Here is a 25,750-nt window from a genome sequence, read left to right on the forward strand (position 1 = left end):
GGACGCCGACATGCCGACCGGTCACGGGCCTGCACGCCGCACCGCGCGTCGTCCAGGGCCGGATGGTCGGCGGGCGGACGGGGTCGGCCGGCCCGCCAGGCATCGACTACGCGTCACGCCGGCGTCCGGACGCGGCGGCGGTTCCCGGCCGATTACCCCTGAGGTCATCGACTCCGGCGGGCCCGCTTGCGACGATCACCGCGTACCTGCCGAACCGGTCGTACCACCAGGAGGAACGCATGACCGCCTACGCCGTGGCCCACCTGCGCGAGGCCGCCCCGCACCCGGAGATCGCCGAGTACATCGAGCGCATCGGCGCCACCCTCGCGCCGTACGGCGGGCGCTTCCTCGTGCACGCGGCGGAGCACGAGACGGTGGAGGGCACCTGGCCCGGGCACGTCGTCGTGATCGGTTTCCCCGGCATGGCCGAGGCGCGGTCCTGGTGGGACTCCCCCGCCTACCGGGAGATCGCACCGCTGCGCTCCCGCCACATCGACGGCGACATCGTGCTGGTCCCGGGTGTCCCGGAGGGCTACGACCCGGCCGCCACGGCCAGGGCCGTGCGGGAGGCCCTGCCGTCCGCGTAGGCCGGGGGCCGTCCGGGCGGACCCGGGGTCGGCCGGGCGGACCCGGGGCGGCGGGACCCCCGGCGCGGCGCGGTCGGCCTGCGGGACCGGCCCCCTGCCTGACAGCATGGAGTCAGTACCGCCCGCCGGTCGGATCGGGTCGGCTCTCGGGAAAGGCGGACCATCATGGACAGCTGGCTGTCGGAGCGGGCGCGGTCGGCCGAGGCGGCCGTGCCCGGTGGCTTCGACCTGACCCAGTGCGTGCGCGAGCCGATCCACCTCCTCGGCGGCATCCAGTCCTACGGGACCCTCCTCGCGGTGGACGCGGCGTCGGGGCTGGTGGAGACCGCGGCCCGCAACACCGGCGCGATCCTCGGGGTGGCCGCGGAGGACCTGGTGGGCGGGCCGGTCACCCGCGTCCTGCCCGCGCGGGACTGGGCCGAGTGCCTGGAGGCCACCGACGGGGACGCGGAGGACGGCACGGCCGCGCTTCCGGTGACGGCGGGCGTCCCGGGCACGCAACGCCCCTTCGACCTCTCCGTCCACCGCCGGGGCAGGCTCGTGGTGCTGGAGTTCGAGCCCCACGTCGCCGCCGCCTTCGGCTTCACCGGCCTGCACCGCGGGCTGCGCGCCGCCCTCACCCGGCTCCGGTCGGCCACCACGGTCGCCGACTGCTGCGCCCGCGCGGTGCGCGAGGTCCGCGCGCTCACCGGCTTCGACCGGGTGGTGGCGTACCGGTTCGACGGGACGGACGGCCCCGGCGAGGTCATCGCGGAGGACGTGCGGGAGGGGTGGGAGCCCTGGCTCGGCCTCTGGTTCCCGGCCACCGACGTCCCGCCCCAGGCCCGGCGGCTGTACCGGGAGAACTGGATCCGGGTGATCGCCGACGTGGACGACGAGAGCGTGGGCCTGCATCCCCCGGTCCGGCCGTCGACCGGGGAACCGCTGGACCTGTCGCAGTCGGTGCTGCGGACCGTGTCGGGATTCCACCTGGAGTACCTGCGGAACATCGCGGTGCGGTCGTCGATGTCCGTGTCCGTGCTGCGCGAGGGCGAGTTGTGGGGGCTGATCGCCTGCCACGGGGCGGCGCCCGCCCGGCTCAGCCCCGAGGTGCGGGCGGAGTGCGAGCTGTTCGGTGCCGCGTTCTCCCTCCAGCTCGCGGCGATCGAGGAGAAGGAGCGGGCGGCGGCGCTGCTGGCGGCGAGCGAGCGCATCGCGGCGGTCGCCGCGCTGCTGCACGGCGGTCTGGAGGTGTCGCTGCCGGAGCACGAGGCGGCCGTCCGCGACGTCCTCGACGCCGACGGGCTCCTGCTGGTCCGCGACGGCCGGGTCGGCGGCTGGGGTCTGCCCGCGCCCGCCGCGCTGGTCGAGGCGCTGCGCCGCCGGGCGCGCGGGCTGACGCCCGGGTCGCTGTGGTGCACCGACCGGCTGTCCGAGACCGCGCCGGCCGAGCTGGGCCTGCGCTACACCGGCTCCGGGCGGCTGCCCGCCGGCGTGCTGATGGTGCCGCTCAGCGCCGCGGGCGAGTTCCTGGCGTGGACGCGCGCCGAGCGGCCGATGCCGCGCCGGTGGGCGGCCGACCCGGCCACGCCCGTGCGGGTGGGACCGCACGGGGAGCGGCTGACCCCGCGCGGGTCGAGCGCCGTCGTACGGTCCGTGCTGCGGGACCGGAGTCTGCCCTGGACCTCCGGCGACCGGGCCGCAGCGCTCGAACTGTGGCGCATCCTGACAGGTCTGGTCCTGCGGCACGCGGACGCCCTGGCCGCGCTCAACGAGCAGTTGCGGCTCACCAACCTCGACCTCGACTCCTTCGCGCACGCCGCCGCGCACGACCTCAAGGAGCCGCTGCGCGGCATCTCCAACGCGGCCACCTTCGCCATCGAGGACGCGGCCGGGAAACTCGACGAGCCGACGCTGCGCCGGCTGCGGACGACGCAGCGCCTGGCCGGCCGGATGGACGAGCTCCTCAACTCCCTGCTGGACTACGCGCGTCTGGGCCGGTCGGGGCTGCGCATCGGGGAGGTGTCCCTGGACGAGGTGGTCGAGGCGGCGCTGGAGGTCGCCGGGCCCCGGCTCGCCGAGGAGCGGGTGGCGGTGGTCCGGGGACCGCTGCCCACGGTCCGCGCCGACCGCGACCGGCTCTACGAGGTACTGGTCAACCTCCTGGTGAATGCGGCCAAGTACGCCGGCGACCACGACCACCGCCGGGTGGAGATCACCGTGGAGAGCGCCGTCCCGCCGGGTGAGGCCCGGGAGCAGCGTGTGATCGTCGTGCGGGACAACGGCATCGGGATCGCCCCGGAGCTGCAGGGGCAGGTCTTCGACCTGTTCCGGCGGCTGCACGGGCCGGCGGAGCACGGCGGCGGCACCGGGGTGGGCCTGGCCGTGGTCCGGCGGATCGTGGAGCGGCACGGCGGCCGCCTGTGGCTGGACAGCACGCCGGGTGAGGGCACCGCGTTCCGCTTCACCCTTCAGGCGGCCGGGGACGGCGGGCCGGAGGAGGCCGGCGGCCGCTGACCGCCGGACTGCTGCCAGTAGTCGACCGCGCCCTTCAGCACCGTGCGGAAGAGGGTGAAGTTGACCGGCTTGTAGATGTAGCTGTCCGCGCCGGCCTCGTAGCAGGCGTCGACCTCGGCGGGGGCGGTGGAGGAGGTGAAGACCACCACCCGGATCGCCGTCAGCGCCGGCTGGGCGCGCAGCGACCGCAGCAGGGTGTGACCGCCGAGTCCGGGCATGTTGAGGTCGAGCAGGATCAGGCCGGGCAGGGCGGGGGCGGCGAGGAGCCGCTCGACGACGCCCTCGCCCCGGTCCACGAAGTCCAGGCGCAGGCTCGGGTGGGTGCGCGCCAGGGCGCGCTCGATCGCCTCCGCGTCCTCCTCGGAGTCCTCGATCACGAGGATCCGTCCGAGGTCGACGTCGCGCGCGTGCTCGCCCACAGAACTCAAGACCCTTCCTTCACGGTGTCGATGTGTGCCACCAGGACGGCGGTGTCGTCGTCCCCGGCGGAGCGGAACTCCTCGGCCAGGGCGACGAGGGCGCGTGCCGCGTCCCCGGGCGGGGCGTGGCAGCGGTGGACGGCGTCGGCCAGGCGTTCCGCGAACATCGTCCCACTGTCGTCGCGGGCCTCGCTGAGGCCGTCGGTGAAGAGCACCAGCCGGTCCCCGGGGTCCAGCCGTGCCGTGGTCTCGGTGTAGCGGGCGGCGGGGAGGACACCCATGAGCATGCCGGACACGGGCACCTCCTCGACGCCGCCGGCGGCGCGCCGGATCAGGGGGCGGGGGTGCCCGGCGGAGGCGGCCTCCATCCGCCGGCCGTCGCCGTCGGGGGTGAGGACGACGACGAGGGAGGTCACGAAGCGTTTGACGCCCTCCCGGACCAGGGTGGTGTTCAGTCGTTCCAGGGCGTGTGCGGGGCGGGCACCGTCCTCCAGCAGGGTGCGCAGGGTGTGCCGGGCGAGTCCGGTCATCGCGGCCGCCTGGGCGCCGCGGCCGCACACGTCGCCGATGAACAGGGCGACCCGGTCCCCGGACACCACGGCGTCGTAGAAGTCGCCGCCGACGTCGAGGGAGGCGTCGGCGACCCCGTAGGCGGCGCTCAGGGTCAGGCCCGGCGGCGCGGGCAGGGCCGGCGGCAGCAGATGGTGCTGCAGCTGGGCGACGTGCAGGCGCCGCTGCTCGTAGGCGGTGCTGGTGTCGATGGCCAGGGCGGCGCGGCGCGCCAGGTCGTCGAGGAAGCGGAGGTCGCTGATGCCGTCGTCGTCGCGCTGGTAGAGGAAGGTGAGGGTGCCCAGTGCCCGGCCGCGGGCGCGCAGCGGGCTGACGCTGAGGGCCCGGACCGCCGCGCCCGGACCGCCGGCCCGGGGACCGAAGGGGCCGCCGTCGAGGTCGGCGCCGCGCAGCACCACGCCCTGGCGTCCGCCGGCGGCGGCGCGGAGGGTGCGCCCCAGCCACGCGTCGTGCCGGGCGATCCCGGCGAGCCAGTCCTGGGCGGTGGCGGCCACGTGCGCGCGGGCGACGGGGAGGAGGCGTCCCTCCGGTCGAATGAGGTGGACCACGCATCCCTCGGCGACGGCGGGGACGGCGAGGCGGGCGACGCGGCTGAGGGTCTCCTCGATGTCGAGGCTCTCGTCCATCTGGAGGGACGCCTCGGCGAGGAAGGCGGCCTCCATCTGGAGGCGCTCGTGGGACCGGCCGACGAGGTTGCGGTGGTGGAGCGCGACGAGGATCTCGCACACCTGCCGCAACTGGAGGGGGAGCATGCGGTCCCCGGCGGACGGGGAGGCCAGGCCCACCGACAGGGCGGCCCAGTCGTCGTCGCCGAGGAGGAAGCGGCACTCCAGGGCCGCCTTGGCGCCGGAGCCCGTCAGCAGGTCCCGTTCCGGGGCGAACGCACCGTCGTCGTCGCCGGTCAGGTCCCGTTCGGCCAGCATCGGCGCGCGGTCCGTGCGGGCGAGCAGGGCCCGGAGGCGGGCCGCGCCGGCCGGGGACGGGTCCGGCTGCGCGGGAAGCGTGAGCGGTTCGGTCCCCCGGTCCAGGCTGCGGGCGTAGACGGGACGGTCCCCGGTCCAGCGGGTCCCCGCCACGCCGGTCACGCCGGGCAGGCCGCGCACCAGGGCGTAGACGTGGGAGGCCATCCCGGTGACGTCGGCCATGTCCGCCGCGGCCAGCCACAGCGTGTGCAGTGCACGGGCCCAGTCGGCGTCCGCCGGCACGGGAAAACCACCGCCTTCTTCCACCCTGCCGTCCCTTCCCGTCTCTGCCCGGGGCCGTCGCGGATCCGGATGCTTCCTGCACCGTAAGGCACCCGCGGGGAAATGAGCGACGAACACCCGCTCGAATTCCGGCGGCCCGGACCGGGCCCGGGCGGACGCGGATCCCGGGGCCCTGGCCCTGAGGGTCAGGGCGTGTCTCCCGGTGGCGGTTCGCCGATGCTGCCGCGGCCCGCGAGCCGGAACAGCAGCACCACGGAGGGGACGATGACCACGGCGGCCAGGCAGGCCACCGCGACCAGGACACGCAGGGTGGCGTCCGGGGCCGCCGCCTCGGTGAGCGTCAGGTGGGTGCCGAGGACGTACGGGTACTGGGACACGCCCCAGCCGCACACGATGAGGGCGACGGACCCGGCGGCGACGACCCGCAGGCCGCGCACCCTCCGGCCGAGGAGCAGGGCAAGGCCCAGCAGGCCGCCGGCGGTGGCGAGGACGACCAGGGGCAGCGCGCGGTGGCCGAGGTTGTGGAACAGCCGGGGCGCGTCGGCCCGCAGGACGAAGATGCCGGCGAGGCTGACCACGCCGGTGGCCAGGCCGGCGGCGATGCTGCGGACCCGGAAGTAGGGGTACAGCCGGCCTCCGTCGCGGCGGTGGGCCTCCACGGTCAGGTAGGTCGCGGCGAGGTAGGCGCAGACGAGCACCGCCAGCACCCCGCCGAGGACGCCGGTGGGGTTGATCCAGCTGCCGACCGGGTCGCCGTCGCCCTGCACGGGCACCCGTCCGGACACCAGCGCGCCGGCGATCGCGCCGAAGCAGTACGGCGTGAGCACGGAGGACAGCGCGAAGGCGGCCCCGTAGACGCGCTGCTGGGGGGTGCGCAGGGACGCCTTGCGGAAGGCGAAGCCCGCGCCCCGCAGCACGATGCCGAGGGCGGCCAGCATCAGGGGGATGTAGAGGGTGGTGGTGAGGGCGGCGAACGCGGGCGGGAAGCCGCTCCACAGGATGACCAGGCAGTAGATGAGCCAGGTGTGGTTGGCCTCCCATACGGGGGCGAGCGAGGCGTCGACGAGGCGGCGGGGCTCCCGGCCGCGCCGCGCGCCGCCCGCGAGGAGGTCCCAGAAGCCGGCCCCGAAGTCGGCGCCGCCGAGCAGGGCGTAGGCGACGATCCCGATGAAGAGGAACACGGCGACCACGTCGGGCATCTACGGCACCCTTCTCCCGGCCTCCGGCTCGCCCCGGCGCTCGGGACCGTACGGCACCTCGACGGACTGGTCGCCGTGCAGCTCCCAGCGCGACTTCATGCTGCGCAGCACGCCGAGGGCTCCGGCGGCGACGGCGAGGTAGACCAGGACGACGGCGCCGAGGAGGAACCAGAGGTCGCCCCGCGTCGTGACCGCGTCCCGGGTCAGGAGCAGCCCGACGACGATCCACGGCTGGCGGCCCACCTCGGTGGTGACCCAGCCGCTCTCCAGGCAGGCCAGGGCGAGGATCCCGCCGGTGGAAGCGGCCCGCAGGAACCACCGGTCGGTGGTCAGGGTGTCCCGGCGCCGCCACCACACCCAGAGGAACCACAGCGCCAGGAGCACCAGGAGCAGGGACGCCCCCACCATCACGTCGAAGGCGAGGTGGACGATGCTGGCCTCGCGGTCGGTGGGGCGTACGTCGGCGGGGATCGCGTTCAGCCCCTGGATGGTGGTGGACGGACTGAATCCGGCCAGCACCGAGGCCAGGTCGGGCACCGGGAGGCCGTAGCGGACCGTGCCGTCGAGAAGGACTCCGCCGAGCGTCTCGGGGACGTGGCTGCCGGTGGCGGGGACGAGTTCGACGGCGGCGAACTTGGCGGGCTCCTGGGCGAAGACGTGCCGGGCGATGGTGTCGCCGACGATCATCTGGAAGGGCAGCACGCAGGCCGCGGCGACGAAGCCGATGAGGAAGCCTCGGCGGTGGTAGGGGGTGCGGCGGCCGCGGAGCATGCCCACCGCGTAGACGCCGGCCACGAAGAAGCCCGCGACGATGTACGCCGCGAGGAGCATGTGCAGGAACTCCAGCCAGAACGCGCCGTTGAAGAAGACCTGGGCGGGCCGGACGTCGACGACCGTGCCGCCGCGGACGGTGACGCCGCCCGGCTGGTTCATCCAGGAGTTCGCGGCGATGACGGCGGCCGCGCCGCCCACGCTGGCCAGGGAGACGGGCACACCGGACCAGAAGTGGGCCCAGGGCCGCATGCGGTCCCAGCCGTAGATGTAGATGGCCACGAAGATCGCTTCGGTGAAGAAGAACAGCCCCTCGATGGCGAAGGGGAAGCCGACCGCGGCGCCGTAGCGGCCCATCAGGCGGGGCCACAGGACGCCCAGTTCGAAGGAGAGCACGGTGCCGGTGATGGCGCCGACGGCGAACAGCACGGCCGCGACCTTCGACCAGCGCCGGGCGAGCAGCAGGGCGTCGGTGTCGCCCCTGCGCAGGCCGCGGTGGTGTGCGACGAGCATGAAGGTCGTCAGGGCCACCCCGAACGGCACCAGGATGATGTGGAAGCCGAGCGTGAACGCCATCTGCTCGCGCGCGGGCAGCAGCTGGGCGGGGTCCGCGGCAGCCGGGAGGCGGAGCCAGGCCAGGGCGGCCGGCGTCATCGGCCGGTCCTCGCGGGGGACCCGCCCCGGTGTCCGGGGACCCCGACGGGCGCGGGCGGGCGGCGGTTCGGCCGGAGTGCGACTGCGGGCATCTCGGTCCTCCTCGACGCGGGTGGACCGTCACGCTCGGCGCTGCCGGCCTGTGGCTCAGCCTCTCACCGCCCTTCGCGGCCCGCACGCCGCGCACCTGCCGGACGGGTGCGAAGCGTCCGGACGGGTGAGGCACCCCGGCGCGGGACCGCCGGGGTGCCCCGGTGGCGCCCCCGACGGCGGGGCCGTCGGGGGCGCGGGAGCCGCCGGCGCCGGGGGTGTACGCCGGCGGCGGCTCAGATGCTGAAGCGCTCCTTCGCCAGCAGCGGGCGGACGCGGGTGCGGAAGCCCCCGCTGCGGAAGGGCGCCTGGAGCAGTCCGGGGCGCAGCTGCTGGGCCAGGGCGGCCGCGATCATGCCCTGGTCCAGGGCGAGGACGAAGTCGCTGACCCGGCCGTTGCCCACGTCGACGGAGTCGCGGAAGCCGTAGCGGTCGTCGTAGGCGCCGAAGTCGCGGTCCAGGGCACGGAGGTTGGCGACGGCCTCGGTGCGGGCCTGCGGCAGGGCGAGGAAGGAGGCGTGCGGGGTGACCACGCCGAGGGAGTAGTAGCCGTCCTCCTGCATGCCGATGGCGTCGACGCCGTACTCGCGGTATCCGCCCTCCGGGATGCTGGCCGGGGAGAAGCCCCAGTAGCCGTAGCCCGCCTCGTCGAGGCCGTGCTCGATCTGGCTGCGCACGTAGCGGAGGTGGGTGGTGCCCCAGGAGCGGGGTGACCACTCCGGCTCGGGCACGAACAGGGGCACCATCAGCGCCTCGAACATCGAGCCGCCCCAGGTGGGGACGAGCTTGCGGCCGCGGTAGGTGTAGTGGCCCTCCCAGACGCGGACGCCGTCGATGGTGGCGTACACGCCTTCGGGTTCCTGCTCCTGGCCCATGCCGGGCAGCATCGTGCGGAAGAGGTGCCAGTAGTGCTCGCCGGGAAGGGAGCCGTCGGCGATGCCGAGGTAACTGGCCATGCGGGGTTCGGTGTTGAGGGCACCGTAGTGGTGGCCGGTGGGTTCGCCCTTGCCGGGCTTGTCGGGCCAGTAGCCGCCGAGCAGCTGCCCGGGTCCGGCGACGGGGTCGGCCGGGTCGTAGGGGGTGTAGTAGTACGACCAGTCGGCGTCCGCCAGCAGGGCGCCGATCCGCGGCCGCAGCGCGGGGTCGGCGTGGGCGGCGATGCGCAGGCCGGTGACCAGCCAGGCGTTGTCGACGGTGGAGAGGAAGGGGCGCACCGGGTCGCCGCTCTCCGGCCAGGTGGTCAGCACGGAGCCGTCGCGTGCGTCGTACCAGTTGAACCAGAAGCCGTGCGCCCGCTCCAGCCGCTCGACCGCGGCGACGGTCCGGGACAGCCGCTCGTGCATCGTGGAGCCGGAGATCACGCCGAGCCCGGCCGCGGCGACCGTGGACCACAGGCCGCAGCCGATGTTGGTGGGCGAGGTCTGCACGGAGGGGACGGGGGTGCCCGTGCCGCTGACGTCGATCTTGTCGGCGGTCAGGCCGAAGTCGGTGGTCAAGGCAGTGATCGAGCGGTACGTCGCGGCGAACCACGTCCGCAGCAGGGCGGTGTCCTGCGCGTCGCGGGCGGGGACGGGGGTCGCGGCGCGGGCGGCCGGGACGGTGACGCAGCCGGCCGCGGCGGCGGTGCCGGCGGCCGTGAGGAAACGACGACGGTTCATACGGGTCCGACTCCCTGGGAAGGTGGACGGGGCGTGTGTCGCGGTGCGGGATGTGCCGGGAGCCGGAGGGGGGTCAGGTCCCCGCCGGCTCCCGGGTCGGTGGCGGCTGTCAGGCGCCGGTGCGCGGCAGCTCGCGGGTGCGGCCCATGCGGCCGAGCCAGACGGCGGACGGCTTGGCCGTGCGCTCGAAGGTGTCCGGGTCGACGGCGATGAGGCCGAAGGTGGGCTTGAAGGAACCCCACTCGTAGTTGTCGAGGGCGCTCCAGGCCAGGTAGCCCTGGACGTCGAGGCCGTCCTCGATGGCGGCGGCGACCTGGTCGAGGGCGCCGGTGTAGTAGTCGACGCGGCGGGTGTCGTCGGCGGTGGCGATGCCGTTCTCGGTGACGATCAGCGCCACGCCGGGGCCGAGGATGTCCGCGGTGTGCCGCAGGGCGTGGCCGACGGCGGTGGGGTAGTACTCCCACTGGGTGAGGGTGCGCTCGGCGTCGTCGGCGGCGGGGACGGGGCCGTCGGCCCCGATCCGGGTGCGGGTGTAGGACTGGACGCCGATCCAGTCGTCGCCGCGGGCGGCCTCGATGAAGACGTCCTCGCGCGGGTGGCGGTAGGCGGCGGTGGCGTCCTCGGCGCCGGGCAGCGCCTGGTAGACCTGGTTGGCGATGGTCCAGCCGACCTGGATGGCGGGGTCGATCGCGCGGACCGCCTTGACGGCGGCGTGGTGGGCCGCGATGACCGCGTGGGTGGTCTCCTCGTCCGGCGTGGGCAGCCCGGCCGGCGGGAATCCCTGCTCACCGGACTTGGCGAGGCCCGCGATCACGGCGATCATGTTGGGCTCGTTGAGGGTGCACACGTGCCGGACGCCGTCGGCGATGATCGGCGCGCACGCCTCGACGTAGCGGGCGAACAGTTCCACGGCGCCGTCCGCGGTCCAGCCGCCGAAGTCCTCGAACCACCGGGGGACGGTGAAGTGGTGCAGGGTGACCATGGGGCGCAGCCCGCGGGCGAGGGCGCCCTCGACCATGGAGCGGTAGTGGGCGATCTCGGCGCGGGAGAAGTGGCCGCGCGCGGGCTCGATGCGGGCCCATTCGACGCTGAAGCGGTAGTCGGTGAAGCCGAGTTCGGCGAGCAGGTCCATGTCCTGCTCCCAGCGGTGGTAGCTGTCGCAGGCGTCCAGGCTGGGCTCGGCGATCTTCGCCGCGGGGTCGTGCTCCTTGCGCCACCAGTCGCTGTTGACGTTGTTCCCCTCGATCTGGTGGGCGGCCGTGGAGGCGCCCCACAGGAAGCCTTCGGGGAAGCGGGTCGTGGTGTGCGTCATCGTCCGTTTCTGTCTTTCCGGGTGGGGGCGGGTCCGGGCACGGGTGGCGTCCGTGCGGGACGGAGTCGGGGACCGTGGAGCCGCCCGTCGGGCGGTCGGCGTCCGCTGCGGGGCTACTTGAGCCCGGCGGTGGCGATGCCCTGGGTGAAGTGCCGCTGCAGGGCGGCGAAGACGACCAGGACGGGGAGGACGACCAGCAGCGAACCGGCCATCAGCATGCCGTTGCCGCCGCCTCCGACGGTGCGGTTGGGGTCGTTGGCGAAGGTCGCGAGGGCGACCGGCAGCGTGTACTTGCCGGGGTCGTCGGTGGCGATCAGCGGCCAGATGAAGTTGTTCCACGACCCGAGGAACGTGAAGATCGTCAGGGTGGCCAGGGCGGGCTTGACCAGCGGGAGCACGATCCGCCAGAAGATGTACCACTCCCCCGCGCCGTCGATGCGGGCGGCCTCGATCACCTCGTCGGGGACGGACTGCATGAACTGCCGCATCAGGAACACCCCGAAGGCGTTCGCCGCGAACGGCAGCACGAGCCCGGCGTAGGTGTCGACGAGGCCGAGCCCGTTCATCAGCACGTACAGCGGCAGGATCAGCAGGTTGGCGGGCACCATCAGGGCCGCCAGGACGATCCCGAAGACCTTGGAGCGGCCGGTGAACTCCAGCTTGGCCAGGGCGTAGCCGAGCATCGAGCAGAACAGCAGGTTGCACACGGTCACCAGGCCCGCCACGAGCAGCGAGTTCAGGAAGTACCGCGCCATGTCGAGCTGGCGGAGCAGCGCGTGGAAGTTGTCCAGGGTCCACGTGGTGGGGATCCACACCGGCGGGCTGGCCGTGAGGTCCCGCTTGGTCTTGAAGGCGGACAGCGCCATCCACAGGAAGGGCGCGGCCATCAGCAGCAGGCCGGCCGAGGCGGCCGCGTACACCAGGGGGGTGCGCACGCGGCTGCCGGTACGACGGCGGCGGGTCGGCAGGGGTGCCGTCGGGGCGGTCATCGGGTGTTGTCCTTCAGCAGGCGGAGCTGGAGCACGGTGATGCCCATGATCACGACGAACAGGACGTACGCCATGGCGCTCGCATAGCCCATGTGGAAGAAGTTGAAGCCCTCGCGGTACATGTCGAGGGACACCGTCAGGGTGGCGTCGGACGGCCCGCCCTGCGTCATCACGAAGGGTTCCTCGAAGACGTTGAGGTAGCCGATGGTGGTGATGACGGCCGCGTACAGCAGCGTCGGGCGCAGCAGCGGCACGGTGATGCGGCGCAGTTCCTGCCAGGTGCCCGCGCCGTCCAGCCGGGCGGCCTCGCGCACCTCGGTGGGGACGGCCTGGAGTCCGGCGATGAAGAGCACCATCACCGTGCCGAGGTTGCGCCACACGGCCATCACGATCAGCGACGGCATCGCCCAGGTCGGGGAGCCGAGGAAGTCCGGCACCTGCACGCCCAGTTCGGCCCCGAGTCCGGCGACGAGGCCGTCGGACGGGTCGAGGACGAAGCGCCAGACCACGGCGACCGCGACGATGGTGGTGACCACGGGCGCGTAGAAACCGACCCGGAAGAAGGTGCGGGCGCGGTCGATGCCGTTGTTGAGCAGCAGCGCCACCAGCAGGCCGAGCACCAGGGTGAGCGGGACGCCGACCACCACGAAGTACGCCGTGTTGAACAGGGCGGTGAGGAAGCGGTCGTCCTCGAAGAGGTGCGTGTAGTTGTCGAGTCCGACGAACTGCGCCTCGAGCGGCCGGGTGACGTTGCGGGCCCCGAAGTCGGTGAAGCTCATCAGGAGCGTCGCGACGATCGGGAAGAGCATGAAGAGGCCGAACAGGGCGAGGAACGGCGTGGAGAACAGCCAGCCGTGCAGGGTGTGGCGGCCCAGCGGGCGCCGCCGGGGCCGCCGGCCGGCGCCGGCGCCCTCCGGCGTCGTCTTCGTGACGGCCGCCCCGGAGGCGGCCGGTCCTGTCGTGAGGGACATGGCGCTCAGCCCACGAGCCCTTCGATCTCGGACTGCGCCTTGTCCAGGGCCGCCTTGGCACTGGTCCTGCCCTGGGTGACGGACTCGATGGCGGAGTCGACCTTGGAGGTGATCTCGGTCAGCTTGGGCTGGGAGGGCGTGGTCCGCGCGGTCTCCATCTGCGCCCGCCAGACCTTCAGGCTCGGGTCGGCGGCGAGGGTGCCGGTCTTCCAGGCGGCGACGTCGGCCGGGAGGTCCTTGGTGCGCCGGTACCAGTCGGCCTGGCCCTGGGGGTCGGTCAGGTACTGGATGAACGCCCGGGCGGCGGCCTTGTGGTCGCTGTCCGCGGAGATCGCGAGGCTCGACCCGCCGGCCTCGGACACCGACGCCTTGTCCGCGGGGACGGGCGCGACGGCCCACTTGCCCTTGAGGTTCGGGTAGTTGTCGTCCAGCAGGCTGGTCATCCAGGGGCCGCCGAGGAACATCGGGACCGCACCGGTGTTGAAGTCCTTGGTGACGTCGTAGCCGGGGCGCACGGACTTCTCGCTGAGGCCCTTGTCGAAGAAGGCGCCGTACTCCTGGAGGGCGTGCACCGCGGCCGGGGAGTTGACGACGGCCTTGCCCTGGTCGTCGAGGATCGCGCCACCGGCCGAGTACAGGAAGGGGTAGAAGCTCTGCACGGTGTCCAGGCCGCCCGGCTGGAGATTGATGCCCCACTTGGTGCCGGCCTTGGAGTGGAAGGCCGCGGCGGCGCTCTGCAGGTCGGCCATGGTGGCCGGGGCGCCCTTGAGGCCGGCCTTCCTGGCGAGGTCGGTGCGGTAGAAGAGGGTGCGGGTGTCGACGTACCACGGCACGCCGTACGTCTTGCCGTCGTAGGTGCCCTGCTTCCAGGCGGCGGGGAAGAAGTCGCCCTCGTGGACGGTCTTGGTGTCGACCGGCTCGAGCGCGCCCATGTCGGCGAACTCGCCGAGGTAGGTGCCGCCCATCTGCACGACGTCGGGCAGCTTGCCCGCGGCGGCCGCGGCGACCAGCTTCTGGTGGGCCACGTCCCAGCCGACGGGGGTGACCTTCACCGAGATGTTGGCGTGCGCCTTCTGGTACTCCTTGGCGACGTCGCCGAGCTTCTCGCCCTCGGTTCCCATCGCCCACACGGTCAGGGTCTGCTTGGCATCGGCGGCCACACCCTTGCCACCCGACCCGCCGCAGGCGGTAAGGGTGAGCGCAGACACCAGGGTGAGGGCGATCGAACCGGTCGCGGCGGCGCGGTGCATGGACGGCTCCTCCTTGAGCACTGAATGTATGCGCTGTCTGTAAGCGCATACATCACTCTGTTGCAGCCACTCCGGCCTGACAAGAGGAGCCTTGGTCACACTCCCGTAACGGATCCGACATCACCCGTCGACGTGCTCGCACCATCGGTCCATGAAACGGACGGACGCCCTCCGGTCGCGACAGCAACGTAGGGCGGATCGGTGGAGGAGGAAAGCGTGTGTGATGCATGCCGCTCGGGCGTCCCGGCGTCCCGCTCGGCCGGCTGGATGGTCGGCCACATCACCGGCGCCGGCCCGCAGCCGTGCCGGCCGCCGCCGACGAGGCGCCCGCCGACGTGATCCCGGGTGCCGGGCCCGGCGCCCGGCTCCGCCGCCGCCCACGGGTCGGGCCCGTGCCGACCCGGGCGGCCTGGAGGGGGCGGTCCGACCGCCCGGCGGTGGATCGCTGAAGATCCCTGGCATCGGACGCCGGTCCGGCCGAAGGGAGGACGCAGCAGTCCTTGCCCGCCTGGCCTCGGTCCCTCTGCGGCCCGAAGTGTCTAGGCTGTCGCCGCTGCGGAAGGACGGTGCCATGGATGCTGACTCCCGGACCAGGGCCGCGATCGAGGAACACTGGCGGGCCTCGGAACACGGGGACAACGACGCCGAGCACGCCATCTACGCCACGGACGCGATCCTGGACTACCCGCAGTCGGGTGAGCGGTTCCGGGGCCGCGCGGCGATTGCGGCGCAACGCGGCGGGCACCCGGCCGACCGGCACTTCACCGTCCGGCGGATCACCGGCCACGCGAGTCTTTGGGTGAGCGAATGCCTGATCACCTACGACGGTGTGCCCTCGCACTCCGTGAGCATCATGCAGTTCGCCGACCAGCAGGTGGTGCACGAGACGCAGTACTTCGCCGAACCCTTCGACGCGCCGGCCCGGCGGGCCGCGCTCGCGGAGCCGATGCCGGGCCGGACCATCGCCGGAGCCTGACCCTGACCCGCCCGGCTCCAGCGTGACCGGCGAGGGCCGCGGCGAGCACGGCGCCGGTTCGGACGCAGGGGCTGTGCCCCCGCCGTGGGGCGGCGGGGGCACAGCCCCGGCCGGTACGGCCGGCCCGCTACTTCACCGTCACGGTGACCGTGGCCGACCGGGTCTTGCCGACCATGGCGCGGTAGTGCTGCATGCCCTTCGCGGTGGGCCGGGCCGTCAGGGCGAAGGAGCTGCCTTTCTTGACCATGGTGCTGGTCCTGAGGGTGGTCCACTTGCCGTTCCTCTCCTGCTGGAGCCGGACCGACGTGCCGATGGGGATGCCGCTGGTGCGTCCGGTGAACCGGACCTGCTGACCGGCCTTCACGGTGGAGTGGCTCGCCTTCAGCGTCACCGATGCCGCGCGGCGGGTCATGCTCGGCTTCGGGGCGGGCGAGGCGGCGAACGCTGCCGCCGGAGCGCCGGAGACCAGCGTCGCGGCCAGGGCGCAGACCGCCAGAGCTCGGGCACGGTGGCTGCGGAAGGTGGTGTTCATGAGTGCTCCCGTTCCTCAACGGATGAACGCCCCGGGGCCGGGGCGGGCCAGGGGCTCTCGAAGCCCTCCAACAGGCTCGGCCGATTCGCCACGCGCGGCATCTCGGCGTGTCACCGACCGTCACACTGTGCGAGGACCCAGCGTTTCCGTGCAGGTCGGCCGCCCGTCGGCCCGTTCTTATTTTGCCGGCCGATTGCCCACGAGCGTCCGGTGCGGGGGCGGCAGCCGGGCCGGTCGATGGCACTCGGCGACCGCGTCCTCCGCATGACTGCGGCGGTCGACGGCTCGTCGCGGCCGCTCGCCCGTGCGCAGGCCGCGGTGTCGCCTCTCGCAGCGTGCCCCCGCTGCGCGCCTGCCCCACGCCGCACCCGATCGGCAGACCACCGGCGGCAGGTACGGGTGGGCGCGATCGCCGCGATCCCACTCGGGTCGAGGCGGACACCCGGACGCGGCGCGCCTACCACTCTGGCGCCCCCGGTGACGAGTGACGGCGCCGCCGGCTCGCATGCATACGGCGTGAGCGACGGCTGACCGACTCGTGACGCGGAAGCCGACGCCTCGGCCGCTCGCGCACCCTGGCGGACTTCCGTGCGGACAGGCCGGTTACCCGCCACCGCGAGCCTCGGACGTGCTCGTCCAGAACGGCGGCGGGCCCACCCCACTGGGGGCGTTCGCCCCGGTACTGCCGGTCGCCTGCTGCCGCCCCACACCGGTCACGGGCCGACCGGCGCAGCCGCCCTGGACGAGGCGGGTACGGCGGCGCTCCGCCCGGCGGCTCGCTGCCACCGCCGCAGCCGCGTCCGCCGTGCGGGCCCGCGCCGTCGGCGCGGACCGAGGCCGCCCGGGCTGTGATGTGCCCGGGCGGCCTCGTGCGGGACGGAGAGACTCAGCCGCCGGCCCCGGCCGGGGTCGTGGTCGTGGTGAAGCCCTCCTTCTTGTTGGCGTTGACGGCGAATTCGTTGGTGAAGGTCTTGCTGAGGTCCACCGACGAGGTCACGGTCCCGACCATCTGCTCGGTGGCCAGTGAGGTCTTCGGGCCGCCGGCGGGCATGATCCCGTCGGGCAGGAACTGGCCCTTGTCCTCGTTCAGAGCCGTGATGTAGTCGGCCTTGGTGACCAGCTGGTTCTGCACGAATGACGCCGGCAACTTGTTCGCGACGTCGGCGGCGCTGTGGTCGTGGATCCAGTGCATGGTGGCCACGAGCGCGTCGACGACCTTCTGCACCGCGTCCTTGTGCGAGTTCACCCAGTCGGTGCGGGCGAGGACGCTCGCCGCCGGGAACGCGCCGCCCAGCGCCGCCTTGGCGCCGCCGGTGGTGGCCAGGTCGATCGCGGAGGTGCCGACGCCCTTCTTCTGGATCGCGGCGACCGTCGGCTGTGTCGTCATGACGCAGTCGGCCTTGCCGTTCTGCAGCGCGGCGACGGCCGTGGAGCCGGCACCGACCGCAAGCCGGTGGAACTGGTTCGTCCTGACGCCCTTCTTGGCCGCCATGAACTGGGTGAGGGTGTCGGTTCCCGAGCCCAGGTCCGTGACGCCGAGCGTCTTGCCCGTGAAGTCGGCCGCCGACTTCACGCCGCTCCTCGTGGTGCACATCTCCCGCTCGCCCGGCGCGCCCGAGAGCTGGACGACGTCCTCGACCGCCTTGCCCTTCGCCTGGAATTCGATCGTGTGGTTGTACCAGGCGCCGGCCATGTCCACCTGCCCCGAGGCCATGGCCTCCTCGGCGCCGACACCGCCGTTCTGCTCGGTGCTCAGCTCGACCTTGACGCCGTACTTCTTGTAGAAGCCGAGGCTCTGGGCGAGTTGGTAGGGGAGGTAGATCTGCTTGTCGATGCCGCCGACCATGAGCCGGACGGTCGGCGTACCGCCGGAGCCGCCTGAGCCGGACGACCCGGAGCTGCCGGAACACGCGCTGACGGCACCGAGGGCGAGGACGGTCACGATCGAGGCGGTGAGAGTTCTCTTGAGCATGGCGGGTCATACACCTTTCGGGACTGTGGGAAGCGCTGCACGAGAGTGCGGGGAGCGCGAGAGGGGGGTGGAGACACGGGCCGGGGCAACGCCGGGTCAGAGGGCGTTCGTCTCGGAGGGGGACGGCGGGCGCCAGGAGAGCAGCCGGTGTTCGAGCTTGCCGATCAGCCACTCCGCGCCGAGCACGATCACGGCGATGACGAGCATCGTGGCGAACACACCGTTGGGGTCGAAGTTGTTCTGCGCTGTCTTGATGACCAGGCCCAGGCCGCTCTGGGCACCGAGCACCTCGCCGACCAGCGCGCCGACGATGGCGAAGCCGAAGGCGCTGTGCAGGCTGGCGATGATCCAGGTCAGTGCGGAGGGCACGATGACGTGGCGGGTGATCTGCGTCCGGGAGGCGCCGAGCACCCTGACATGGGCGAGGACGTTGCGGTCGACCTCGCGAACGCCCTGGAAGGCGTTGAAGAAGACGATGAAGAAGACCAGCACCGCGGCGAGCAGGATCTTCGGGGTCACACCGATGCCGAAGGCGACGATGAAGATCGAGCCGAGGACGATGCGCGGGATCGCGTTGACCATCTTGATGTACGGACCGAGCACGTCGGAGAGGTAGCGGCTCTGCCCCAGCGCGACACCGAAGACGACCCCCGTGAGGGCACCCACGACGAAGCCGGCGAGCGCTTCCTCGATCGTGGTCCAGATGTTCTGGTAGAAGGAGCCGAACTGGGTGCCGTGCTGGAAGAGTTCGATCAGCCGTTGCCAGATGCCGGACGGCTGGCCGAAGAAGAACGGGTCGACGATGCCCCAGGTGGTGAACGCCTGCCACCCACCGATCACACAGACCGCGAGACCGATGCGGCCGGCCCACACCCGGGCCGCGCGCCGCCGGGCGGCGCGCTGCGCGGCGGCGGCTGCCGGCCCCTTGCCGCTGTCGGGGACGGCGGCGGCGGAAACGGTGGACGTCGTACTCATTCCGTGCCTCCCGCGGTCAGGGCGTAGGCACGCTCCACCTCTTCGCGCAGCGTGTCCCAGATCCGGTGCTGGAGTTCGATGAACCGGGGCTGGAAGCGGATCTCCTGGACGGAGCCGCGCGGGCGGGGCAGGTCGATGTCGAAGACCGCCTTGACCGAGCCGGGACCGGAGGTCATCACGACGACCTGGTCGGCCAGTGCCACCGCCTCGTCCAGGTCGTGGGTGATGAAGATGACGGACGGCCGGATCTGCTCCCACAGGCTCAGCAACTCGGTCGACATGATCGCCTTCGTCTGCACGTCCAGCGCGCCGAACGGCTCGTCCATGATCAGGATCTTGGGTTCGTTGATCAGTGCCGCCGCCATCGCCACGCGCTTGCGCATACCGCCGGACAACTGGTGGGGATAGCGGTCCTCGAACCCGGCCAGCCCGACCCGGCGCAGCCAGTCACGCGCCGAAGCCTGTGCCTGCTGCTTCGGCGTCCCGCGGAAGACGGGACCCATCAACACGTTGCCGAGGACGGTCTTCCACGGCAGCAGCGCGTCGGTCTGGAACATGAAGCTGACGCCCTCGGTGATGCCGTCCACCTCACGGCCGCCGACCTTGACCGAACCCTCGCTGGGCCGGTCGAGCCCGGACACCATGCTCAGCGTCGTGGACTTGCCGCAGCCGGTCGGCCCCACCACGGCGCAGAACCGGCCCGGCTCCACGGTGAACGAAACGCCTTGCAGGGCCGTGAACACCTCACCGGCGGGGGTCAGGAATCGCTTGGTGAGCCCGGAGATCTCGATGCGCGCGTCGGCATGTTCCGCCGTATCGGGGCCCGGGCCCGTCGCGACATCGTTTCGCGAAGCCATGTGGGAACCGCTTCCTTCCTTCGTTCGGAGTTCCTCGGTGGGTTCCTCCGGAGATGTGTCGAGGTCCCTGGCAGGCCGAGGAAGGCAGACGCTAGAGGGGCCCGCGTACGACGTCTCTGTTTCCGAGCTATCTCGCGAAAGTTGCGTAAAGCGGGCTTCTGCTCGTTCTGCTCACCGGGTGAGGGGTGGGCAGCACCCTGGTCATCAGGCACAATCGCGCCACCCGGGCACGTGCATCGGCGGGCCCGACACGACGCACGACCGGAACGAAGAGGCACCCCGTGATACCCATCCGTCTCCGGACAGGCCGCGGCGGGAACCGGAGACTGTCCACGCGGATCCTCGCCAACCAACTCGTCATCCTCGCGCTCACCGGCGTGATCGGCTTCGTCCTGTTCGCCTTCGCGCAACGGGCCGAACTCGACCGCTCCTACGAACAGCGGGCCCTGGACATCGCCCGGACCACGGCCGCGGACCCGCAGATCCGGCAGGCCATGGGCCACGGGGGCAGCAGCAGCGTGGTGCAGACGGTCGCCGAACGGATCCGCCGAGCCTCCGGGGCGTCGTACGTCGTCGTGATCGACCTGCACGGCATCCGGCACTCGCACCCCATCCGCGCTCTGATCGGCGAGCCGGTGGACGAACCGATCGTGGTGCGGGACGGCCGCCCGCACGTCGGCGCGGACCAGGGCGCGACGGGGCGGTCCGCCAATGGCAAGGCTCCCCTGCACGGGCCCTCCGGCGCACTGGTCGGGGAGGTCTCGGTGGGCATCCCGGAACACGACGTGCTCGGCGAGCTGTGGCACGAGCTGCCCACCTTCGGCCTGTACGCCGCGACCGCCACCGCGATCGGCGCGGCGGCGGCCTACCTGCTGGCGCGCCGCCTCAAGCGGACCACGTTCGGCCTCGAACTGGAGGAGATCGCCGGCCTGTTGCAGGACCGCGAGGCGATGCTGCACGGCATTCGGGAGGGCGTGGTCGCCTTCGACCCCGCCGGGCGGATCACCGTCGTGAACGACGAGGCCCGGCGGCTGCTCGGCCTCGGCACCGCACTGGGCAGCCGACTGGAGGACGTGCTGCCCGACGGCCGGCTGCGCCGCGCGCTGGACGGCACCCTGACCGGCACCGACGTCAGTGTCCTGACCGACGACCACTGTCTCGCCGTCAACCGCATGCCGGTCACCCTGCACGGCCACGAACTGGGAGCCGTGGTCACCGTGCGCGACCGCACCGAACTGATCGGGCTGCTGCGCGAGCTGGACTCCGTACGCGGGCTGACCAACGCCCTGCGGGCCCAGCAGCACGAGTTCACCAACCGGATGCACACACTGGCCGGGCTGCTGGACATCGGCGAGCACCGGTCCGCGTACGACTACGCCATCGAGACGGCCCGCTCCGGGCAGGCACTGACCGAGGCCGTGCGCCGGCACATCGGCAACCCGCTGATGGTGGGGCTCATCGTGGCGAAGACCACGGTCGCCGCCGAACGCGGGGTGCGGATCGTCCTCACCGACGACTCGACGCTCGGTGCGGACCCGCCCCACCTGCGGCGGCTGCTGACCATCGTCGGCAACCTGCTCGACAACGCGATCGACGCGACGGCCGACGCGCCACCCGCCGACGGCGGACGCCGGATCCGGCTGACGCTGACCGAGAGCGACGAGCGGATCGTCGTGCGGGTGGCGGACAACGGTCCGGGAATCGCCGCGGACCGTGCCCAGTCGATCTTCGAGGACGGCTGGTCCACCCGACCCGAGCGGGGCACGGTGCGCCGCGGTCTGGGGCTGGCCCTGGTGCACCGGCTGGTGCAGCGGCACAGCGGCACCATCACGGTCGGCGAAGGTCCGGGCGCGGTCTTCACGGTCGTGCTGCCGCTGCCGGACACGGCGCCGGCGGCGCAGGGAGCCCTGTTCACGAGGGTGTTGCCGAGGGGAGGCGAGGGCTGGTGATCCGCACCCTGGTGGTGGACGACGATTTCCGCGTCGGCCAGATCCACAGCGACTACGTGCACCGGGTGCAGGGCTTCGAGGTCGTCGGCGAGGCGGCGACCGTGGCCGAGGCGCTGGCGGCGGTCCGCGACCTGCACCCGGACCTGCTGCTGCTCGACGTCTTCCTGCCCGACGGCAGCGGTCTCGACATCCTGCGGCGGCTCAGCCAGGACCAGGACGACACCCGTCCCGACGCCCTCGTGATCACCGCCGACCACGACATCTCGTCCGTCCGCGCCGCAATGAAACTCGGCGCCATCGGCTACCTGGTGAAACCGTTCGGCTCGGCCGACCTCGCCGAGCGGCTCGTCGCCTACCGCCAACTCCACGACCGGGTCGACGCGCTCAGCCGGACGACCACGGCCGATCAGGCCGACGTGGACGCCCTCTTCAGCGCCGCCCGCCCACCCGCTGTCCCCCGGATCCCGGCCAAGGGCCACTCCGCACCCACCCTCACCGCCATCCACCAGGCCCTGCGCACCGCCCGCACCGCCCTGTCCGCCGCCGAAGCCGCCGACGCGACCGGCGTCTCCCGCGCCACCGCCCAGCGGTACCTGTCCTACCTCGTCAAGGAGGGCACGGTCCACCTGGAACTCCGCTACGGCACCAACGGCCGCCCCGAACACCGCTACCGCATCGCGCGCTGAGCCGGCGCGGAGCACTCCGTCGCGATCCTGCCCGCCGTCGGTACCCCTCCAGCCGGTCCGCCCGGTAGGGCTCCCGCGTGTCCGGCGGACCTCGTCGCCCGCCGAGCCGCCGTGGATCCATTCGGCGTGACCTCGATGCCGCAGAGCGAGAGCGGCCATCCGCCCTCCGGTGCTTCCTGACCCCGCCCGGTCCCCACCGGTGCGGGCGACGCTGTGCAGGCTGTGCCGCGCACGGACGGGTGTCCACCGTCGCCGGTGAGGCGGCAGTCGCGGCATCTCCGTCGCTCGCCCCGTAGGTGCCTGCGGCCGGCGAAGTCCGTCCCGAGGACCGGCCCGGCCGCGGCGTGGAGCGGACCGCTCAGCCGCCGGACAGCTCCCGCAGGAAGCGGGTCCCCGCGTCGTCCGGTCGCCCCGCGCAGAGGGACGGGACCGCGTCGAGCACGGCCAGGGCGCGGCACCAGTCCAGGACGCGCCGGGAGGACAGGCCCGGCACCAGCGCGGACAGGGTCCCGATCCGCTGCTCCAGTGCCCGGAGGTCCGAGGCTCCCCCGAGGACCCAGTCCACGGCGTCGTAGTCGGGGTCGCCCCAGGCGGGTCTCGGGTCGATCGCCACCAGGCGGGCGCCAGGCCCGGAGAGCACGTTGCCCGGGTGGAGGTCGCCGTGCACCAGGCCCACGGGGCCGCCCTCGGCGAGTTCCAGGGCCGCCGGCCGGGCGCGGTCGAGCAGGTCCCGTACGGACACGTCGTCCGCACCGGCCGCCGCGAGCCTGCGGCCGGCGAGGTCGAAGAGGAAGGCGATGCGGTGGGACAGCGGACGCAGGACCGACGGGCCCCCGGGCGCAGGTGAGGCGGCCCGAAGGCCGCGCAGCAGCCCGGCGACTTCGGGCAGGCCCCGGGCGAGCCGCCCTGCGGGGACGCCCGGCTGCACGTCCTCCAGGAGCAGGGCGCCGGCCGAGAGGTCCGACTCCAGCAGGCCGACGACCGCGGGCGTCGCGGTCCAGGCCCGCAGGGCTTCGGCCTCCTCGCGCGCGATCGCGGGTTCCGGAGTGAGCTTCAGCCACACCGCGGCGGCCGTGCCGCGCCGCGCGCAGCGGAACACGCGCGAGGTGCCTCCGCCGCCTGCCGCGAGCACGTCCAGGTCCCAGCGCTCGGCGAGACGGCCGACCAGCTCGGGCAGCGCGTCGCACCAGGCGAGCGCCCCCGCCCCGAACCGCACGACGAGCCGGTCCCGGACCTCCGGCACGACCCGCACCAGGTCCGGCACTGCGCCCCCAGGGGTGATCGGGAAGGAGGATCACGGCGATTCTACGAACGGGGATCGGACAGGCCCAGCCGTTTTCCCCGGCCGCAGGCATCGGTCCCGGCGGCAGCGGGGTGCGGGCGGACCACGGCCTGCGGGCGGCTCACGGGCATCCGAGAGGAGGCACCGGCGAGGCGGCCGGTCCGCCATCGGTTCCCACGCTTCAGGCCGGTGGCCACACGCCTCCGGTCCCCCGCCGGCCGGCGGTCACCTCGCGCGCGACGCGGCGCCACTGGGCTTCCCCGCCCGGCAGCGGCCACGCCCAGGTGGGCCGTGGCGCCGTGTGCAGCTCCCGGATGCGGCGGGCGAGGGGCGGCCCTGCAAGGGCGGCGCCGTCCGGAACCGCGGTGCCGTGGACGGCGCGGAGTTCCGCGAAGCGCGCCAAGGCGGACTCGTAGCAGTGCACCGCCCGCTCGGTGCCCGCCAGCACCTCATCGCTCGGTGAAGTGCGGTGCAGATGCACCAGCGGGGGCGCGATCGACTCCGCGATCGCCGCGGCGAGTCGGGCGTGGCCGTCCAGAATCAGATGGCAGTCCAGGCCGCTGACCCACCACAGCAGAACGGGCGGCAGCGTTCCCTCACGGGCCTGCCTGCGGTAGGCCTTGACCCGGCCGTCACCCGCAGCGGGCATCGGCCTCAGCGGAAGGATCTCCCACGAGCCGGAATGGACGTACCAGTCGATGCAGCCGTCCGGATGGCCCGCGATGAGCATGGAGGCCCAGTAATCGGCCTGTGGCAGGCGGCCGTGGTTCCAGTGCAGGAGAGGGCTCTCGCCCGAGAGCAGCCATCGGCCGTCGTGCAGAGGGCTGCCCGGTGCTTCGAGCAGGTGCCGTGCGAAGCGGTGGGCCCAGCGATCCGGGTGGCCGGCCAGAGCCCGCCCTGCCTCGGCCCGCAGGGGCGGAACGACGGAGCGGTGGGCGTCCGTGCGCCAGAACTCGACCCCGGCGTACCCCTCGTCGACGGCGGCCAGGAGGACGGGCCGTGACTCCTGGGAGAGAAGCAGGCGCCGCTCGGCGCTGAACAGGCACAGACCTGGCCGGCGGCGCGACTGCACCTCCAGGGACAGACCCGTCCACGTGCCGTCGTCCCGAGTGATCTCCGTGCGCCGCATGCCGGGACCGTGGACGGAGCGCGCGGTCGAACGCACCGGCGTTTCCCCGGGACCGCCCCCCGTCGGCTACTCCCCCTCGCCGCAGCCGCAGCTCGCGCGGCGGGCCACGCTGACCGGCAGCATCAGGGAGACCGGGTCGCCGGACCGCTCGCCGGTCAGCCGCTGGACGAGGATCTCGGTGGCCTCCTCGCCCATGCGCACCATGGGCTGCCGCACCGTGGTGAGTGCGGGACGGACCAGACGGCTGAGGGTGATGCCGTCGAAGCCGGTCACCACCACGTCGTCCGGCACCGCGACGCCCCGGCGTTCGAGTGCGTGCAGCGCGCCCACGGCCATCTGGTCGTTCGCGAAGACGAACGCGTCGGGACGCCCGCCCGGTCGGTCGCACAGGAGTCCGGCGGCCCGGGCACCCTCGGCCTGGGTCATCATGCCCACCCGTACCGCCGGTTCGTCCGGCACCTCGACACCCGCGTCGCGGCAGGCGCGGCGGAAGCCGCGGAAGCGGGCCTCCACGTCCGGCGACTCCTCGGCCGTGCCGACGTAGGCGGGCCGGCGCAGCCCGTGGTCCTCGATCAGGTGGCGGGTCAGCTCGCGCTGCCCCTCCTCGTTGGCGACCTCGATGTGGTCGAGGTGGTCCAGCGACTCGGCGCCCTCCCTCGGCCCGGCAAGCATCACCACCGGGCGGCGCCGGGAGATGACCTCCAGCTCCTCGGTCGGCACGGTACGGGCCATGACCGCGAACCCGTCCACCCGTCCGGCCACCTTGGCGACCAGGCTCTCCGGACCGCCCTGCAGCGACGCGGCGATCAGCAGGGCGTAGCCGTGGCGGCGGGCGGCCCGTTCCATGCCGCGGATGATCTGGTCCGAGTAGAGCATCGCGGCGTCGTCGTCGTCGGCGTCCGCGGCGGGGTCGGCGTAGTCCGGGAAGCAGAGGCCGAGGACGCCGGTGGAGCGGCTGGCGAGTCCGCGGGCGTTGCCGCTGGGGACGTAGCCGAGTTCCTTCGCGGCGGCGAGCACCCGCTCGCGGGTGGCCGCCCGGACCGAGTCGGGATTGCGGTAGACCCGGGAGACGGTGGCGATGGAGACGCCGGAGCGCTCCGCCACGTCGTACACCGTGGGGGCCGCGGTCACGATGCGGTTCCGTTCACGATTCGGGCCCCCGTACGGTCGGCACGCATGTCCGTGTCAGATACATGCGTAGGTATGAAAGCGCATTCACTC

The 25,750-nt window shown here is 73.1% G+C and carries 21 protein-coding genes; 5 read left to right on the forward strand and 16 right to left on the reverse strand.

Annotation, left to right across the window (positions count from 1 at the left end; translation table 11 throughout):
- Nucleotides 1–239: 239 nt before the first annotated feature.
- Both P3H78_RS22975 and P3H78_RS22980 read left to right on the forward strand, forming a co-directional pair.
- Nucleotides 240–587, forward strand: coding sequence for a DUF1330 domain-containing protein (locus P3H78_RS22975; RefSeq protein WP_276111002.1), 348 nt, complete (start codon nucleotides 240–242; stop codon nucleotides 585–587).
- A 165-nt stretch (nucleotides 588–752) separates the two neighbouring features.
- Nucleotides 753–3,083 (forward strand): ATP-binding protein, encoded by a 2,331-nt coding sequence (locus P3H78_RS22980; protein WP_276111003.1) that lies wholly within the window; start codon nucleotides 753–755, stop codon nucleotides 3,081–3,083.
- Here the strand turns inward: P3H78_RS22980 and P3H78_RS22985 are convergent.
- From P3H78_RS22985 to P3H78_RS23025, 9 genes are all read right to left on the reverse strand, one after another.
- A complete protein-coding gene (locus P3H78_RS22985) occupies nucleotides 3,038–3,511 on the reverse strand; it encodes a response regulator (protein ID WP_276111005.1) in 474 nt (157 codons plus the stop codon). The two genes, P3H78_RS22980 and P3H78_RS22985, sit on opposite strands and share 46 nt — an antisense overlap.
- Entirely contained in the window at nucleotides 3,508–5,277 is a 1,770-nt protein-coding gene (locus P3H78_RS22990) for a PP2C family protein-serine/threonine phosphatase (RefSeq protein WP_276111007.1), read from the reverse strand. Before P3H78_RS22990 ends, P3H78_RS22985 begins: the two co-directional genes overlap by 4 nt.
- A 185-nt stretch (nucleotides 5,278–5,462) precedes the next feature.
- The gene (locus P3H78_RS22995) at nucleotides 5,463–6,476 is read right to left on the reverse strand and encodes a cytochrome d ubiquinol oxidase subunit II (RefSeq protein ID WP_276111008.1); all 1,014 of its coding nucleotides are present in this window, start codon (nucleotides 6,474–6,476) and stop codon (nucleotides 5,463–5,465) included.
- Entirely contained in the window at nucleotides 6,477–7,901 is a 1,425-nt protein-coding gene (locus P3H78_RS23000) for a cytochrome ubiquinol oxidase subunit I (protein WP_276111009.1), read from the reverse strand. It abuts the gene before it with no gap.
- Between the two features lie 326 nt (nucleotides 7,902–8,227).
- Nucleotides 8,228–9,649: a glucoamylase family protein gene (locus P3H78_RS23005; RefSeq protein ID WP_276111010.1), complete on the reverse strand. Its 1,422-nt coding sequence runs from the start codon at nucleotides 9,647–9,649 to the stop codon at nucleotides 8,228–8,230.
- 109 nt (nucleotides 9,650–9,758) lie between these two features.
- Nucleotides 9,759–10,961 carry a glycoside hydrolase family 1 protein gene (locus P3H78_RS23010; protein WP_276111011.1) on the reverse strand — a complete coding sequence of 401 codons (1,203 nt, stop codon included), beginning with the start codon at nucleotides 10,959–10,961 and terminating at the stop codon, nucleotides 9,759–9,761.
- A gap of 113 nt (nucleotides 10,962–11,074) precedes the next feature.
- On the reverse strand, nucleotides 11,075–11,950 hold the full coding sequence (locus P3H78_RS23015) for a carbohydrate ABC transporter permease (protein WP_276111013.1): 876 nt from the start codon (nucleotides 11,948–11,950) through the stop codon (nucleotides 11,075–11,077).
- A complete protein-coding gene (locus P3H78_RS23020; RefSeq protein ID WP_276111015.1) occupies nucleotides 11,947–12,921 on the reverse strand; it encodes a carbohydrate ABC transporter permease in 975 nt (324 codons plus the stop codon). Before P3H78_RS23020 ends, P3H78_RS23015 begins: the two co-directional genes overlap by 4 nt.
- Nucleotides 12,922–12,926: 5 nt before the next feature.
- A complete protein-coding gene (locus tag P3H78_RS23025; RefSeq protein ID WP_276111017.1) occupies nucleotides 12,927–14,171 on the reverse strand; it encodes a sugar ABC transporter substrate-binding protein in 1,245 nt (414 codons plus the stop codon).
- A 571-nt stretch (nucleotides 14,172–14,742) separates the two neighbouring features.
- Between P3H78_RS23025 and P3H78_RS23030 the strand changes: the two genes are divergently transcribed.
- The gene (locus P3H78_RS23030) at nucleotides 14,743–15,147 is read left to right on the forward strand and encodes a nuclear transport factor 2 family protein (protein WP_276111019.1); all 405 of its coding nucleotides are present in this window, start codon (nucleotides 14,743–14,745) and stop codon (nucleotides 15,145–15,147) included.
- A 127-nt stretch (nucleotides 15,148–15,274) separates the two neighbouring features.
- On the opposite strand, the gene P3H78_RS23035 is transcribed toward P3H78_RS23030, so the two are convergent.
- From P3H78_RS23035 to P3H78_RS23050, 4 genes are all read right to left on the reverse strand, one after another.
- Nucleotides 15,275–15,679: a hypothetical protein gene (locus tag P3H78_RS23035; RefSeq protein ID WP_276111020.1), complete on the reverse strand. Its 405-nt coding sequence runs from the start codon at nucleotides 15,677–15,679 to the stop codon at nucleotides 15,275–15,277.
- Between the two features lie 886 nt (nucleotides 15,680–16,565).
- Nucleotides 16,566–17,651, reverse strand: a complete 1,086-nt coding sequence (locus P3H78_RS23040; protein WP_276111021.1) for an ABC transporter substrate-binding protein — start codon at nucleotides 17,649–17,651, stop codon at nucleotides 16,566–16,568.
- A gap of 96 nt (nucleotides 17,652–17,747) precedes the next feature.
- On the reverse strand, nucleotides 17,748–18,626 hold the full coding sequence (locus P3H78_RS23045; protein ID WP_276111023.1) for an ABC transporter permease: 879 nt from the start codon (nucleotides 18,624–18,626) through the stop codon (nucleotides 17,748–17,750).
- On the reverse strand, nucleotides 18,623–19,483 hold the full coding sequence (locus P3H78_RS23050) for an ABC transporter ATP-binding protein (RefSeq protein ID WP_276111025.1): 861 nt from the start codon (nucleotides 19,481–19,483) through the stop codon (nucleotides 18,623–18,625). The genes P3H78_RS23045 and P3H78_RS23050 overlap by 4 nt, the downstream gene beginning before the upstream one ends.
- A 281-nt stretch (nucleotides 19,484–19,764) precedes the next feature.
- On the opposite strand from P3H78_RS23050, the gene P3H78_RS23055 reads away from it, so the two are divergent.
- Both P3H78_RS23055 and P3H78_RS23060 read left to right on the forward strand, forming a co-directional pair.
- Nucleotides 19,765–21,432 carry an ATP-binding protein gene (locus P3H78_RS23055; RefSeq protein WP_276111027.1) on the forward strand — a complete coding sequence of 556 codons (1,668 nt, stop codon included), beginning with the start codon at nucleotides 19,765–19,767 and terminating at the stop codon, nucleotides 21,430–21,432.
- Complete coding sequence (locus P3H78_RS23060; RefSeq protein ID WP_276111029.1) at nucleotides 21,429–22,118, forward strand: response regulator; 690 nt, start codon at nucleotides 21,429–21,431, stop codon at nucleotides 22,116–22,118. Before P3H78_RS23055 ends, P3H78_RS23060 begins: the two co-directional genes overlap by 4 nt.
- 358 nt (nucleotides 22,119–22,476) lie before the next feature.
- On the opposite strand, the gene P3H78_RS23065 is transcribed toward P3H78_RS23060, so the two are convergent.
- The 3 genes from P3H78_RS23065 to P3H78_RS23075 all read right to left on the reverse strand — a co-directional run bounded on the left by P3H78_RS23065 (nucleotide 22,477) and on the right by P3H78_RS23075 (nucleotide 25,660).
- Nucleotides 22,477–23,382, reverse strand: a complete 906-nt coding sequence (locus tag P3H78_RS23065; RefSeq protein WP_276111030.1) for an aminoglycoside phosphotransferase family protein — start codon at nucleotides 23,380–23,382, stop codon at nucleotides 22,477–22,479.
- 199 nt (nucleotides 23,383–23,581) lie between these two features.
- Nucleotides 23,582–24,529 (reverse strand): hypothetical protein, encoded by a 948-nt coding sequence (locus tag P3H78_RS23070; RefSeq protein ID WP_276111031.1) that lies wholly within the window; start codon nucleotides 24,527–24,529, stop codon nucleotides 23,582–23,584.
- 66 nt (nucleotides 24,530–24,595) lie between these two features.
- Nucleotides 24,596–25,660, reverse strand: coding sequence for a LacI family DNA-binding transcriptional regulator (locus P3H78_RS23075; protein WP_276111032.1), 1,065 nt, complete (start codon nucleotides 25,658–25,660; stop codon nucleotides 24,596–24,598).
- Nucleotides 25,661–25,750: the final 90 nt, after the last annotated feature.

Source organism: Streptomyces tropicalis, assembly GCF_029269835.1.
In the GTDB taxonomy this organism is placed as follows: Bacteria; Actinomycetota; Actinomycetes; order Streptomycetales; family Streptomycetaceae; genus Streptomyces; species Streptomyces tropicalis.

Bases quoted from the DNA above. Each gene is read 5' to 3' on its own strand.
- P3H78_RS22975 (WP_276111002.1), top strand. From the start codon at position 240: ATGACCGCCTACGCCGTGGCCCACCTGCGCGAGGCCGCCCCGCACCCG.
- P3H78_RS22980 (WP_276111003.1), top strand. From the start codon at position 753: ATGGACAGCTGGCTGTCGGAGCGGGCGCGGTCGGCCGAGGCGGCCGTG.
- P3H78_RS22995 (WP_276111008.1), bottom strand. From the start codon at position 6,476: ATGCCCGACGTGGTCGCCGTGTTCCTCTTCATCGGGATCGTCGCCTAC.
- P3H78_RS23000 (WP_276111009.1), bottom strand. From the start codon at position 7,901: ATGACGCCGGCCGCCCTGGCCTGGCTCCGCCTCCCGGCTGCCGCGGAC.
- P3H78_RS23005 (WP_276111010.1), bottom strand. From the start codon at position 9,649: ATGAACCGTCGTCGTTTCCTCACGGCCGCCGGCACCGCCGCCGCGGCC.
- P3H78_RS23010 (WP_276111011.1), bottom strand. From the start codon at position 10,961: ATGACGCACACCACGACCCGCTTCCCCGAAGGCTTCCTGTGGGGCGCC.
- P3H78_RS23015 (WP_276111013.1), bottom strand. From the start codon at position 11,950: ATGACCGCCCCGACGGCACCCCTGCCGACCCGCCGCCGTCGTACCGGC.
- P3H78_RS23020 (WP_276111015.1), bottom strand. From the start codon at position 12,921: ATGTCCCTCACGACAGGACCGGCCGCCTCCGGGGCGGCCGTCACGAAG.
- P3H78_RS23025 (WP_276111017.1), bottom strand. From the start codon at position 14,171: ATGCACCGCGCCGCCGCGACCGGTTCGATCGCCCTCACCCTGGTGTCT.
- P3H78_RS23030 (WP_276111019.1), top strand. From the start codon at position 14,743: ATGGATGCTGACTCCCGGACCAGGGCCGCGATCGAGGAACACTGGCGG.
- P3H78_RS23035 (WP_276111020.1), bottom strand. From the start codon at position 15,679: ATGAACACCACCTTCCGCAGCCACCGTGCCCGAGCTCTGGCGGTCTGC.
- P3H78_RS23040 (WP_276111021.1), bottom strand. From the start codon at position 17,651: ATGCTCAAGAGAACTCTCACCGCCTCGATCGTGACCGTCCTCGCCCTC.
- P3H78_RS23045 (WP_276111023.1), bottom strand. From the start codon at position 18,626: ATGAGTACGACGTCCACCGTTTCCGCCGCCGCCGTCCCCGACAGCGGC.
- P3H78_RS23050 (WP_276111025.1), bottom strand. From the start codon at position 19,483: ATGGCTTCGCGAAACGATGTCGCGACGGGCCCGGGCCCCGATACGGCG.
- P3H78_RS23070 (WP_276111031.1), bottom strand. From the start codon at position 24,529: ATGCGGCGCACGGAGATCACTCGGGACGACGGCACGTGGACGGGTCTG.